Genomic DNA, 12,378 nt, shown 5'->3' on the forward strand with positions numbered 1-12,378 from the left:
AGGGTAGGGCGAGGGGCGCGCGCTCAGAGGTGCGTCGCCGGGCGCGAGGGCGAGACGGTCCGCTTCACGGTGCCCGCGGCGGCCCGCAGCCGGCGCGCGTTCACCGCCAGCTGCACGTCGCGGTACTGCGCGGCCCGGTGCAGCTGCCCGCGCAGGTCCGAGCCCGAGGGCCGGTGCCGCAGCTCGCACGGCACCTCGACCACGCGGAAGCCCTGGCGCAGCAGGTCGATCGTCATGCCGGTCTCGACGCCCCAGCCGTGCGCGAGCGGCGTCGCGGCCTCGAACGCCTCGCGCGTCAGGCAGCGCATGCCGGACAGCGGCTGCGTGGGCGTCCACCCGGTCAGCGACGCGATCGCGCGACGCGCGGCGCCGACGACGATCCCGCGCCCACCCGCCCCGGGCTGCGGCGGCAGGAGCGCGATCGCCAGGTCCGTGTGACCCTCGAGCACCGGCGGGACGAGCGGTGCGGTGTTGACGGCCGTCTCGGCCAGGTCGCCGTCGATGAACAGCAGCACGCGCGGCGAGCGGTCCGGGGCGTCGCGCATCGCGACCACCGCGGCACCGGTCTCCATCGCGGCGGCCTTGCCGCGGTTGTGCGAGTGCCGCACGACGACCGCGCCGGCCTCCCGCGCGACGTGCTGGGTGTTGTCCTCCGAGCCGTCGTCGACCACGAGCACCAGGTCGACGTGCGGGATCGCCTTGGCCGAGCGGACGGTCGCCGCGATGCGCCGCGACTCGTCCTTCGCCGGGATGATCACGGCGACGCGCTGACGTACGCGCGGACCGGAGGGCGCACGGCCGACGGCCTTGGCCGACGAGCCACCGGTCGGGGTCCCGGGCTCGTCACCTGCGGGGTCGGCGGGAACGGGGGGGTTCACGGCGTCAGCCTATCGACGTGCGGCCCGCACGCCGCGCGCGGACGGTCCTGTGTCCCGCCGCGGGCACCGAACCCGCACGGGACGTCCACGTCCGGCTGGCGCGCACAGGTCAGAACAGCCTGCCCGTCCGCGTGGAGTCCCCCTGCTCGAGGTCCAGGAGCGACCGCTTGCGGTCGACGCCCGCGGCGAACCCGGTGAGCGTGCCGTCCGCGCCGATCACCCGGTGGCACGGCACGACGATCGCGATGCGGTTGGCCCCGTTCGCGGCACCGACCGCGCGCGACGAGGTGCGCGGGTCCAGCCCGAGGTCCGCCGCGAGCGCGCCGTACGTCGTCGTCGTGCCGTACGGGATGCGGCGCAGGCCCGCCCAGACGAGCAGCTGGAACGCCGAGCCGGAGGGCCGCAGCGGGAGGTCGAACGCGCGCAGCGTCCCCGCGAAGTACGCCGTGAGCTGGCGTGCCGCCTCGGCCAGGACGGGGTCGTCGTCGGGCAGGACGCGCGTGCCGGGTGCGTCGCCGAACGGGTCGGGCGACGCGTCGTCGGACCGCGTCATCCGCACGTGCGTGACCGCGCCGTCCGCCACCGCGACCGCGACCGGCCCGATCGGCGTCGTCAGCACCGTGTGCAGCCGCCCGCTGCTCTGGTGCTCCGTCTGGTGCTGCGCGCTCAGCGTCGTCACGTCGCCCTCCTCGTCGTCCAGGATGCGCCGCGGGTCCGACACAACGGTGCCCGGGCGTCGTCGTGCAGACGCCCGGGCACCGTGGGACGTGAGGTCGCTCAGCGCAACGTGACCTGGCGCGCGACGAGGCCCGCGCGGGCCCGTCGCTCGTTCGCGTCGAGCGGCTCGGTGCTCTCGAGCGCGGCCGTGAACCGCGGCAGGAACTCGGCGATCGGACCCTCGAGCTCGTCGGCCTCGGTGCCGCGCGCGAGCTCCCAGACCGGCACGACGAGGCCGCACGAGCGGAAGTAGCCGATGAACTTGCCGTCCGCGAAGCCCGACTCGCGCTTGGCGTGCAGCCGCGCGAGACCGTCGAGGACCACCTGCTCGTCGTGCGGCTGCGCCCAGCGCAGGAACTCCTTGGTGCCCATGCGGCACCAGTACGCGGACTCGACGCCCGCGACCGGGGCGGTGTCGATGATGCCCGCGTCGGCGTCCTCGATCGCGGCCTCCAGGTCGGACGTGCGCTCGACGTCCGGCGCGAGCCAGTACGAGAACGACGTCTGCACCGTGACCTCGAACGGCACGGTGAGGTCCAGGACGTCCTGCAGGCGCGGGCCGGGCTCGGGCAGGCCGATCGTCTCGATCGCGGTGCCGGGCTCGACCTCGAGCGCCTCGAGCAGCGCGACCGCGAGGTCACGGCTCGCGTCGCCCGAGCTCGACGCGGTCTGCAGCGCGAGCAGGATCACGCCGTCGGCGCGGTGCAGCGCGGGCCACGCCTGCGGCAGCACCGTCGTGACCAGCACCTCCTTGGCGCCGTACTCCTTGGTGGTGCGCGCCGTGGCCGTCGCTGCGGGGACGACCTCCTTGAGCGCGACCCAGTCGGGCTCGCCGGGGAGCCCCTCGAACGGACGCAGCACGAACTCCACAGAACCCTTGGCCATGCGCGCGAGCCTACCGGCCCACCCCCACCCCCCACCCCCCACCCAAGGCGCCCCGCACCTGACGCCGCCGAGTCGTTGCTCCCGACGCCGGTTCGTCGTTGCCGCGTCGATTCGTTGCTCAGGGGCAACGAACCGATGTCCGAGCAACGAACTGCCGGGGCGAGGAGCGGTGGCTCGGGTGGGTGTGACGCGGTGCGGGGCGGGGTGGGGTGTGCAGGGGCGTGGTCGTCGGGGAAGGATGGGCGGCATGCACCCGCGCGCCGGAACTCCCGCCCAGCCCGAGGACCTCATCGACGTCGACGCGCTCGTCGGCGCCTACTACGACCGTGTACCGGACCCGACGGTCCCCGACGAGCAGGTCGTGTTCGGCACGAGCGGCCACCGCGGCTCGTCGTTGTCGACCGCGTTCAACGAGGCGCACATCGTCGCGATCACGCAGGCGATCGTGGAGTACCGCCGCAGCCAGGGCACCGACGGCCCGCTGTTCATCGGCCGTGACACGCACGCGTTGTCCGAGCCTGCGCAGCGCACGGCCATCGAGGTGCTCGTCGCGAACGGCGTCGAGGTGCACGTCGACGCGCGCGACTCGTTCACGCCGACGCCCGCGGTGTCGCTCGCGATCCTGCGCCACAACGGCGCGGGCACCTCGGAGGGCGTCCGAACGCGCGGGCCCGGCCTGGCGGACGGCATCGTCGTGACGCCGTCGCACAACCCGCCCGCTGACGGCGGCTTCAAGTACAACCCGCCGCACGGTGGCCCCGCCGGCGGCGAGGCGACCGGCCCGATCGCGGCGCGCGCCAACGAGCTGCTCGCCGACGGCTGGCGCCGGGTCGCGCGGACGCCGTACGAGCGCGCGATCGCGTCCGACCTCATCAAGCGCCACGACTACCTGACGGCCTACGTCGACGACCTCGCGAACGTGGTCGACCTGGACGCGATCCGCTCGGCGGGCGTGCGGATCGGAGCGGACCCGCTGGGTGGGGCGATGGCCGAGTACTGGGGCGTGATCGGTGAGCGCTACGGCCTCGACCTGACCGTCGTGAACGCGACCGTCGACCCGCGCTGGCCGTTCATGACGCTGGACTGGGACGGCAAGATCCGCATGGACTGCTCGTCGCCGTACGCGATGGCCTCGCTCGTGAGCCGCATGACCGCGGGCGACGGACCGGCGCCGTACGACATCGCCACGGGCAACGACGCGGACTCCGACCGGCACGGGATCGTCACGCCCGACGGCGGGCTCATGAACCCGAACCACTACCTCGCGGTGATGATCTCCTACCTGTTCGGCGGGGCGCGCCCGCAGTGGCCCACGGGTGCGGCCATCGGCAAGACGCTCGTCTCGTCGTCCCTGGTCGACCGCGTGGGCGCGAAGCTGGGCCGGCAGGTGCTCGAGGTGCCGGTCGGCTTCAAGTGGTTCGTGCCCGGGCTGATCGACGGCTCGGTCGGGTTCGGTGGTGAGGAGTCCGCGGGCGCGAGCTTCCTGCGCACCGACGGCACCGTGTGGACCACCGACAAGGACGGGCCCATCGCCTGCCTGCTCGCCTCGGAGATCCTCGCGACCACCGGCAAGTCCCCCTCGGAGCACCACCGCGCGCTCGTCGACGAGCTCGGCGAGTCCTGGTACGCCCGCGTGGACGCGGCCGCGACGCGTGAGGACAAGGCCCGGCTCGCGGTGCTGTCCGCCGAGCAGGTCACGGCCACGACGCTCGCGGGCGGTGCGATCACCGCTCGTCTGACCGAGGCGCCCGGCAACGGCGCGGCGATCGGCGGGCTCAAGGTGACGACCGACGACGCATGGTTCGCGGCGCGGCCGTCGGGCACCGAGGACGTCTACAAGATCTACGCCGAGTCGTTCGTCTCGGCCGAGCACCTCGCGCAGGTGCAGTCGGAGGCGAAGGACGTGGTCGCGGCGGCGCTCGCAGACTGACGCCGCACGACGCAGGACCCCGCCGCCCTCGTCGGGCCGCGGGGTCCTGTCGCGTCCGGACAGGCGTGCGTCAGGTGGACTCGCGCACGACGAGCGACGCGGGGAGCGTCACCGCCGCGGAGGACTTGCCCTCCACGACCTCGAGCAGCAGCCGCACCATCTCCGCGCTGATCCGCTCGAACGGCTGCCGCATCGTCGTCAGGTGCGGGTTCACGGTCACGGCCACGCCCGCGTCGTCGAAGCCGCCGACCGCGACGTCGCCGGGCACGGAGCGGCCCGCGTCGGCCAGGACGACCATCGCGCCCGCCGCCATGAGGTCGTTCGCGGCGAACACCGCGTCCAGGTCCGGGCGCCGCTCGAGCAGCTCCGTCATCGCCACCGTGCCGGAGGCCCGCGTGTAGTCGCCGTGCACGACGAGCGACTCGTCGAACCGGTCGCCGAGCTCCTGCCGGTAGCCCTCGAGGCGCAGCCGCCCACCGGGCGTGTCCATGGGGCCGGTGATCATCGCGATGCGCTCGCGACCGCGCTCGACCAGGTGACGCGTCATGGTGCGGGCGCCGCCGAGGTCGTCGGCCGCGACGTAGCCCACCTGCGACTCGAAGCCCAGCGGGATGCCGCACGCGATCGTCGGGATGTCCTGCGACACGAGCTCACGCAGCACGGGCGAGCCCGCGTGGGAGGAGATCAGCAGCACCCCGTCGACGTGCCCCGCGCCCACGTACCCGAGCATCTGCTCCTGCTCGGCGGGCGACCCGGCGACCATGAGCAGCAGCGGCATGCCGCGGGCCGCGAGCTCGGTGGCCGCGCCGCGCAGCAGGATCGAGAAGTTGGGGTCCTCGAACAGCAGGTGCTGCGGCTCGGTGAGCAGGAACGCCACGGAGTTGGCGCGTCCGGTCACGAGGCTGCGCGCGTGCTGGTTCGTCTTGTAGCCGGTGGTGCGGATGGCCTCCTGCACCGCGGCGAGCGCCTCGGGCGAGACCCAGTGGCCGCCGTTGATGACGCGCGACACCGTGCCGCGCGAGACCCCGGCCGCGGCCGCGACGTCACGGATCGTCGGCCGTCTGCGCGGTACCCCGGTCGTGTCCATCGCACGCACTCTAGAACCCCGGGCCGGGAACGGTCACAGTCCGTGGTCCCACGGTCGCCCGTGTCGCACCCGGCGGCGGTCGGACGGCACCGGTCAGGCGGGGACGCGCACGAGGTCCTGGTACTCCGGGTGGCGCTCGATCCACGCCTTCACGAACGGGCACAGCGCGACCACGTCACGCCCCGACGCGCGCACCTGGTCCAGCGCGCCGCGCACCAGCCCGCTGCCGACCCCCCGGCCCTCCGCCGCGGGCAGCACCTCGGTGTGCGTGAACACCACGGTGCTCCCCTGCGCGTCGTAGGCCGAGATCCCCAGCAGCGACCCGTCCGCGTCGCGCGCCTCGAACCGCTGCTCCTCGACGACCTCCACCACGTCCACCATCCGCACATCCTCACCCGCGAGCCGCGGGACCGCACCCGTGCCGGGCCTCGCGCGCCTGCACCGCACCGTCTCGCCACATGACCGAATCGTCCCGCCGTGTCGCGGCGCGCGCCTCGAACGTGTCCGGCACCACGGCTGCGCGTGCGGCTCGCGAGCAGGTCGGGTGCGACGATGGGCCCGTGTTCCGGCCGTATCGCGAAGTCCTGTCACGGCCCGGCGCTCTCGCGTTCTCCGCCGCCGGCGTGATCGCCCGGCTTCCCATCTCGATGGTCGGCATCGGGGTCGTGCTCGCGGTCTCCTCGATCTACGGGTCGTACGCGATGGCGGGCCGGGTGTCCGCCGTGCTGATCGTCTCCTCGGCGATCACCGCGCCGCTGATCGCGCGCGCCGTCGACCGGTACGGCCAGGCCCGCGCGATGTTCCCGGCGCTCGCGACCTGCGCGACGGGGATGGTCGCGCTCATCGTCGCGCTCGTCGCCGAGGCGCCCGAGCCGGTCCTGTACGTGACCGCGGTCGTCGCGGGCGTGAGCGGGCAGTTCGGCTCGCTCGTGCGCGCCCGGTGGACGTACGTGCTGCGCGGGGACTCGAACGCGCTGCACACCGCGTACTCGCTCGAGGCCGCGCTCGACGAGCTCGTCTTCATCATCGGGCCGGCGGCCGCCACCCTGCTCGCGACCGGTGTCACCCCGACGGCCGGCATCGTCGTGCCGCTCGTCGCCACGGTCGTCGGCGGCACCTGGTTCCTGCTGCAGCGACGCACGCAGCCGCCGCCCACGCCGCGCCACGACGCCGGCGGGCCGTCGATCCTCGCGGCGCCCGGCATGGTGCTGCTCATCGGCGTGTTCCTCGCGATGGGCGCGATCTTCGGGGCGACCGACGTCGCGACCGTCGCGTTCGCCGAGGAGGAGGGCCGCAAGTCGATGGCCGGGCTGATCCTGGCCGTGTTCGCCGCCGGGTCGCTGGTCTCCGGCCTGCTGTACGGCGCCCGCCGCTGGGTGCAGCCGCTGTGGGTGCGGTTCGCGATCGGCATGGTGCTGCTCGCCGTGGGCGTCTCGTTCTTCTTCGTCGTGAACTCGCTGTGGGCGCTCGCGGCCGTCATGTTCGTCACGGGGTTCGCGATCGCGCCGACCCTCATCAACGGCAACGGGCTGGTCCAGGAGCTCGTCGCGCCGGGGCGCCTCACCGAGGGCCTGACCTGGGTGGGGACGTCGCTCGGCGTCGGGGTGTCGATCGGGTCGTCGATCGCCGGGGCGCGCATCGACGCGCACGGGTCGCACGCCGGGTTCCTCGTCGTCGTCATCGCCGGCGGTGCGGCCGTGGTCGCGACGCTCGCCTCGTTGCGCACGTTGCGGGCGGGCCACCGGGCGCGCCTGTCCGACGAGCTCGCGCGCGCGGGTCACACGGCCGACGAGCCGGTCCCCGACGAGCGCGTCGCCGATCGGGTGGTCGACGCCGACGGGCCGTCGGACCTGCACCGCGACACCTGAGCGGGCCCTACGCTCCTCGCGTGACCGAGTCCCGCACGCCTGCCGTGACCGTCCCGCTCGACGCCCTGACGGCGCTCGTCGCGCCGCTGGGTGCGCTCGTCGACGCGGTCCGGCTCGAGGGCGGCTACTTCGCGACCTCGTACCGCGTCACGCTCGACGACGGGACGCGCGTCGTCGTCAAGACCGCGCCGACGGACACGTCGCGGCTCATGACCTACGAGAAGGACCTCATCCGCACCGAGGCGCTCGTCTACGGCCTCGCGGCCGAGCACCCGGCGCTGCGGATGCCGCGCGTGCTGCACACCGACTTCACGCGCACGATCTTGCCGAGCGACGTCGTCGTCGCGTCCTGGTTGGACGGCGTCCCGCAGTCGGACGCCGGGTTCGGGTCGTTCGCCGACGACGAGCGAGCGGCACGCGCCCGGCGCGACCTCGGCTCGCTCATCGGCCGGCTCGCGACCGTCACCGGGACGACGTTCGGCTACCCGCAGTCCCCCGCGCTGCAGGCCGCCACGTGGCGCGAGGCGTTCACCGCGATCGTCGAGGCGCTGCTCGCCGACGCCGCCACGTGGGACCTCGACGTGTGCGCGGACCGGGTCCGCGCCGCGCTGGACGCGCACGGCCACCGGCTCGACGAGGTCGTCGTGCCGTCGGTCGTCCACTGCGACCTGTGGCCAGGGAACCTGTTCGTCGACCCCGCCACGGGCGAGATCGTCGGCGTGATCGACCCCGAGCGCGCGATGTGGGGCGACCCGCTCGTCGACCTCGTCGGCGCGGACCCCATGTGGGACGGGCTCGACCGCCCGGAGGACGCCGCGCTCGTCGGCGCGCTCGACGTCACCTCGCCGGGCGCGGCGGAGCGGCTGCTGCTGTACCGGATGTGGCTCGCGCTCGTCATGACGATCGAGGGCTCGCCGCGCGGCTACACGGGCGACTGGGCGCAGTGGTACCGCACGTCGAGCCACGCCAACCTGCTGCGCGCGCTGGACGCCCTCGGCTCCCCCAAGCCTGCGCGCGTCTAGCGTCGGGACGCCGGGGCGAGGCAGGCTGAGGCTCATGACCGGGACGCCTGACGCACGACTGCGCGAGCTCGCGCTGCTGCGCCGTGTCCGCGACCGGATCGACCGCGAGTACGCCCAGCCGCTCGACGTCGAGGCGCTCGCGCGCGGCGTGCACCTGTCCGCCGGGCACCTGAGCCGGCAGTTCCGGGCCGCGTACGGCGAGTCGCCGTACAGCTACCTGATGACGCGGCGCATCGAGCGCGCGATGACGCTGCTGCGGCGCGGCGACCTGTCCGTGACCGACGTGTGCTTCGCGGTCGGCTGCTCGTCGCTGGGGACGTTCAGCACGCGGTTCTCCGAGCTCGTGGGGATGTCGCCGAGCGAGTACAAGCGCCTGGCCGCCGACGACGGTGCGGGCATCCCGAGCTGTGTGGCCAAGCAGGTGATGCGGCCCATCCGGCAGTCGTCGCGCTCGTCGGACACTGCCCCGCCCTCGTCGTCGCAGGGCGCCGGGCAAGACGTCAGGAATCGAGAAGCGGTCGCCGGCCCGCGCTCCTAGCGTGGCGGTATGGACCTCATCATTCACACCACGTTCCTGCCGGCCGACGACCCCGACACCTCCCTGGCGTTCTACCGCGACGTCCTGGGCTTCGAGGTGCGCAACGACGTCGGCTACGGCCAGATGCGCTGGATCACGGTCGGCTCGCCGGACCAGCCGCAGACCTCGATCGTCCTGTCCCCTCCGGGGGCGGACCCGGGCCTGACCGACGACGAGCGCCGCACCATCGCCGAGATGATGGCCAAGGGCTCGTACGCGACGCTCGTCCTGGCCACGTCCGACGTGGACGGCACGTTCGAGAAGGTCGCCGGCGCGGGTGCCGAGGTGACCCAGGAGCCGATGGACCAGCCGTGGGGCGTGCGCGACTGCGCGTTCCGCGACCCGGCCGGCAACCACCTCCGCATCAACCAGCTGTAGCCCGCGCCCCCAGTTCGTCGCCCCCGGCCGCCGGTTCGTCGTTCCAGCATCGGTTCGTCGCTTCGCACCAACGAACCGATGCTGGAACGACGAAGCGCGACCTGAGTCGATCGGGTCACCAGCCCGACGAGGAGTCCGGGGCCATGGGGGCGCAGGCGGTGGCGCCCTTCGGGAGCGCCTCGAAGTGCCAGACCTCGTTGGCGTAGGTGCGGCACAGGCCGAAGTCGAGGCCGTGCTCGCCGAGCCACAGCGCGCCCTCGGTGGGGCCGACGTCGACCGCGAGCCCTTGCACGTGCGCGGAGCTCTCCGGCGGGAGCACCCAGCGGCTGGCCTCGCGCTTCGACCCGTACCGCTTGATCGCGGCCACCACGAGGCCCTCCTGCTCCTCGGCGGTCCGCTTGCCCGATGTCAGCGTCAGCACCACGCCGTCCGCCTCGGCGGCGGCCTGCGCGCGGGCGAGCCGCCGCGCGAGGGTCGGGTCGAGTCCTGTGGCGACGAGCGCGTCGGAGACCGCCTCGACGTGCGCGTCGGCGTCGGTGCCGTCCTGGACGGTGTCCTGGCCGGCGTCCCCGTCACAGCCCTCGTCGTTCTGCTCGGGGCACTCGCCGACGACGCCGTCGTCGGTCTGGTCGGCCGGCACCGGCCCGACTGCGCCACGGTCGGACGCAGCCGTCGGGTCCCCCTGCTCCCCGACGGCCGCGTCCGAACGTCCCTGCCCCAGCCCGTACACCGCCCCTCCAGCGAGTACGAGCGCGACGACGAACCCGAGCCCCCGCCGACGACGTCGCGCACCCTCCTGCGCGACGGCCGCCGCGAGCACCCCGCCCGGCACCGGTGCCGACGACCCGGTCGAGTGAGCCGTGCGTGGTACGCGCGGCTCCTCACCCGCCGCGTCCCCGGCGGTGCCGGGTGCGCTGCGGTGGTGTGCGGCGCCGGCCGGGTCCGGCACGTGGATCGCTGCCGAGCGCACCGACCGGCCTGGCGTAGGGCTCGTGGCCCCGGTGCTCGTCGTCATGCCATGAGCCTCGCCGGGTGAGGCATCGCGGGGCGTCGGGCTGGGGTCGGGTCCTGGCGCGCGCGGCACCCGACCCTCGGCCGAGGCGACCCCCACCCGGCGGTGACCTCGCGCGCCGCGGGTCCACCCCAGGGTGGAGAGCGTGTCGGTCTGGGGTGCGTCGGCCGCACCGCCGCACGCGCGTACGGTGTGGCGTATGTCGCCCGCTGATCCGGCCCGCAACGCCGTGACCAGGCCGGACGCGTCGCCGTCCGGCGGTGCGACGCAGGGCGACACCGCCACCGAGGCCCTGCTGCGCTGGGGAGCACCGCCGCCTCCGGCCCTGACGAGCGCGCCCCTGGCACCGCGCGCCACGGGCGCGCAGCTGCGCAACGACGTCGGGATCGCCCTGACGGTCGGGGTGCTGTGGGCCGGCGGCCTGATGATCGCGGGCTCGTGGGACTACTGGATGCCGCGGTCCATGGCGACGTGGTGGTGGGCCGGGCTGTGGCTCGTCGTCGCGATCGCGCTGCGCCGGGCCGCACCGCGCGCGGGCTTCCTGCTCGTGACGCTCGGGTACGCGCTGACGTACACGCTCGTCGTCGACGGCGGCCGCATGCAGGCGCTCGTCCACGTGATCCCGCTGCTCGCCACGACGTATGCCGTGACCCGCGCCGGGGCGCTGCCGGTCTGGGTCGCGGCGCCGGTCGCCGCGGTGACGGGGGTGGCGCTGCAGGCGGGCGTGGCCAACGCGGCGTGGGGGCTGAGCACGTTCGACTGGCACCCCGTGCTCGACCTGTCCTCGGCCGTGCAGCTCGTCGCGCTCGTCGTCGCCTCCGCGGTGATCGGGGCGATGGTGCACCGGCTCGCGCAGACGTCCGCATCGCTCGCGGAACGCAACGCGCAGCTCGTCGCCCTGCAGGAGGTCCGGGCGCGGGAGGCGGTGCTCGACGAGCGCACGCGCATCGCGCGCGAGCTGCACGACGTCGTCGCGCACCACGTCTCGGCGATCGTCGTGCGCGCGCAGGCCGCCGACCGCGTGGCGGACGCCCAGCCCGACGCGCCGCGCGAGGCCGTGCGGTGGATCGCCACGGCGGGCCGCGAGGCGCTGGACGCGATGCGGTCCGTGGTGCGCGTGCTGCGCACGGGCGACGACGAGTCCGCCCCCTACGCCCCGACGGCGGGCCTCGAGTCGCTGCCCGCGGTCGTCGGACGCGTCCGCGAGGCGGGTCTGGACGTGGACGCGACCCTGCCCGCTCCCCTGCCGGCGTGCGCACCCGCGGTGGGGATCGCCGTGGTGCGGGTCGCGCAGGAGGCGCTGACGAACGTGCTCGTGCACTCGGCGACGACGACCGCATCGCTCACGCTGGCCGCGACGGCCGGGACGCTGCGGCTCGTCGTGCAGGACCCCGGCCCGCCCCGGCCGCGCGACACCGGAGGCGGCAGCGGCCTGCTGCACATGCGCGAGCGCGCCGCCGCGGCAGGCGGCACCGTGACCGCCGGACCGCAGCCGGGCGGCGGCTGGCGCGTCGGGCTCACACTTCCCCTGGAGGGCGCACGTGCCTGATGTGACCCGCGTGGTCGTCGTCGACGACCAGCCGACGATCCGCATGGGCCTGCGGATGATCCTCGACCACGAGCCGGACGTCGAGGTCGTCGGCGAGGCCGGAGACGGCACCGCCGCGCTCGACGTGGTCCGCGCCACGCTGCCCGACGTGGTGCTGCTCGACGTGCGCATGCCCGGGATGGATGGCGTCGAGGCCACCCGCCAGATCCGGGCGGACCCTCTGCTGGGTGACGTGCGCGTCGTCGTGCTGACCACGTTCGACGACGAGGAGTACGTGACCGGTGCGCTGCGCGCCGGGGCGGATGCGTTCCTGCTCAAGGACACCGAGCCCGCGACGCTCGTCGCGACCGTGCACCGCGTGCGCGCTGGCGAGCAGGTCCTCGACCCGAAGGTCACCGGCGTCGTCGTCGGGCAGTGGCGCGCGTGGAGCACGGGCCGCCCCGAACCCACGACGAGCGGCGGCCCGGCCCACGCC

The 12,378-nt window shown here is 74.4% G+C and carries 13 protein-coding genes; 7 read left to right on the forward strand and 6 right to left on the reverse strand.

Features of this window, described 5'->3' with window-relative positions; translation table 11 throughout:
- Positions 1–23 precede the first annotated feature (23 nt).
- From CGE01nite_RS13000 to CGE01nite_RS13010, 3 genes are all read right to left on the reverse strand, one after another.
- Complete coding sequence (locus tag CGE01nite_RS13000; RefSeq protein ID WP_371857586.1) at positions 24–878, reverse strand: glycosyltransferase family 2 protein; 855 nt, start codon at positions 876–878, stop codon at positions 24–26.
- Between the two features lie 109 nt (positions 879–987).
- A complete protein-coding gene (locus CGE01nite_RS13005; RefSeq protein WP_229747304.1) occupies positions 988–1,557 on the reverse strand; it encodes a methylated-DNA--[protein]-cysteine S-methyltransferase in 570 nt (189 codons plus the stop codon).
- A gap of 98 nt (positions 1,558–1,655) precedes the next feature.
- A complete protein-coding gene (locus tag CGE01nite_RS13010) occupies positions 1,656–2,480 on the reverse strand; it encodes a DUF5926 family protein (RefSeq protein ID WP_048343124.1) in 825 nt (274 codons plus the stop codon).
- Positions 2,481–2,727: 247 nt separating this feature from the next.
- Here CGE01nite_RS13010 and pgm point away from each other — a divergent pair, with 247 nt between their 5' ends.
- Positions 2,728–4,410, forward strand: a complete 1,683-nt coding sequence (gene pgm / locus CGE01nite_RS13015) for a phosphoglucomutase (alpha-D-glucose-1,6-bisphosphate-dependent) (RefSeq protein ID WP_141371321.1) — start codon at positions 2,728–2,730, stop codon at positions 4,408–4,410.
- 70 nt (positions 4,411–4,480) lie between these two features.
- Here pgm and CGE01nite_RS13020 read toward each other — a convergent pair whose 3' ends face one another.
- Complete coding sequence (locus CGE01nite_RS13020) at positions 4,481–5,497, reverse strand: LacI family DNA-binding transcriptional regulator (RefSeq protein WP_048343123.1); 1,017 nt, start codon at positions 5,495–5,497, stop codon at positions 4,481–4,483.
- A 93-nt stretch (positions 5,498–5,590) separates the two neighbouring features.
- The gene (locus CGE01nite_RS13025) at positions 5,591–5,878 is read right to left on the reverse strand and encodes a GNAT family N-acetyltransferase (RefSeq protein ID WP_048343122.1); all 288 of its coding nucleotides are present in this window, start codon (positions 5,876–5,878) and stop codon (positions 5,591–5,593) included.
- 179 nt (positions 5,879–6,057) lie between these two features.
- On the opposite strand from CGE01nite_RS13025, the gene CGE01nite_RS13030 reads away from it, so the two are divergent.
- Genes CGE01nite_RS13030 through CGE01nite_RS13045 form a run of 4 tightly spaced genes read left to right on the forward strand, consistent with a single transcriptional unit; the run spans position 6,058 to position 9,342 of the window.
- A complete protein-coding gene (locus tag CGE01nite_RS13030; RefSeq protein ID WP_229747305.1) occupies positions 6,058–7,365 on the forward strand; it encodes an MFS transporter in 1,308 nt (435 codons plus the stop codon).
- A gap of 20 nt (positions 7,366–7,385) precedes the next feature.
- Positions 7,386–8,387 carry a phosphotransferase family protein gene (locus CGE01nite_RS13035; RefSeq protein ID WP_229747306.1) on the forward strand — a complete coding sequence of 334 codons (1,002 nt, stop codon included), beginning with the start codon at positions 7,386–7,388 and terminating at the stop codon, positions 8,385–8,387.
- 34 nt (positions 8,388–8,421) lie between these two features.
- Entirely contained in the window at positions 8,422–8,925 is a 504-nt protein-coding gene (locus CGE01nite_RS13040) for a helix-turn-helix transcriptional regulator (RefSeq protein ID WP_048343120.1), read from the forward strand.
- A gap of 9 nt (positions 8,926–8,934) precedes the next feature.
- Complete coding sequence (locus tag CGE01nite_RS13045; RefSeq protein ID WP_048343119.1) at positions 8,935–9,342, forward strand: VOC family protein; 408 nt, start codon at positions 8,935–8,937, stop codon at positions 9,340–9,342.
- Between the two features lie 115 nt (positions 9,343–9,457).
- On the opposite strand, the gene CGE01nite_RS17175 is transcribed toward CGE01nite_RS13045, so the two are convergent.
- Positions 9,458–10,357, reverse strand: a complete 900-nt coding sequence (locus tag CGE01nite_RS17175; RefSeq protein WP_188966370.1) for a D-alanyl-D-alanine carboxypeptidase family protein — start codon at positions 10,355–10,357, stop codon at positions 9,458–9,460.
- Positions 10,358–10,553: 196 nt separating this feature from the next.
- Between CGE01nite_RS17175 and CGE01nite_RS13055 the strand changes: the two genes are divergently transcribed.
- Positions 10,554–11,903, forward strand: coding sequence for a sensor histidine kinase (locus tag CGE01nite_RS13055; protein WP_141371322.1), 1,350 nt, complete (start codon positions 10,554–10,556; stop codon positions 11,901–11,903).
- On the forward strand, positions 11,896–12,378 hold a 483-nt coding region (locus CGE01nite_RS13060), incomplete at its 3' end, for a response regulator (RefSeq protein WP_255318514.1). The genes CGE01nite_RS13055 and CGE01nite_RS13060, both read left to right, overlap by 8 nt.

Origin of the sequence: Cellulomonas gelida, from assembly GCF_006538725.1 — a bacterium.
Taxonomy (GTDB): Bacteria; Actinomycetota; Actinomycetes; order Actinomycetales; family Cellulomonadaceae; genus Cellulomonas; species Cellulomonas gelida.

What these genes read in the sequence shown, in the direction of transcription:
- pgm (WP_141371321.1), top strand. Translation starts at nt 2,728, where the DNA reads ATGCACCCGCGCGCCGGAACTCCCGCCCAGCCCGAGGACCTCATCGAC.
- CGE01nite_RS13025 (WP_048343122.1), bottom strand. Translation starts at nt 5,878, where the DNA reads ATGGTGGACGTGGTGGAGGTCGTCGAGGAGCAGCGGTTCGAGGCGCGC.
- CGE01nite_RS13020 (WP_048343123.1), bottom strand. Translation starts at nt 5,497, where the DNA reads ATGGACACGACCGGGGTACCGCGCAGACGGCCGACGATCCGTGACGTC.
- CGE01nite_RS13045 (WP_048343119.1), top strand. Translation starts at nt 8,935, where the DNA reads ATGGACCTCATCATTCACACCACGTTCCTGCCGGCCGACGACCCCGAC.
- CGE01nite_RS13040 (WP_048343120.1), top strand. Translation starts at nt 8,422, where the DNA reads ATGACCGGGACGCCTGACGCACGACTGCGCGAGCTCGCGCTGCTGCGC.
- CGE01nite_RS13055 (WP_141371322.1), top strand. Translation starts at nt 10,554, where the DNA reads ATGTCGCCCGCTGATCCGGCCCGCAACGCCGTGACCAGGCCGGACGCG.
- CGE01nite_RS17175 (WP_188966370.1), bottom strand. Translation starts at nt 10,357, where the DNA reads ATGACGACGAGCACCGGGGCCACGAGCCCTACGCCAGGCCGGTCGGTG.
- CGE01nite_RS13010 (WP_048343124.1), bottom strand. Translation starts at nt 2,480, where the DNA reads ATGGCCAAGGGTTCTGTGGAGTTCGTGCTGCGTCCGTTCGAGGGGCTC.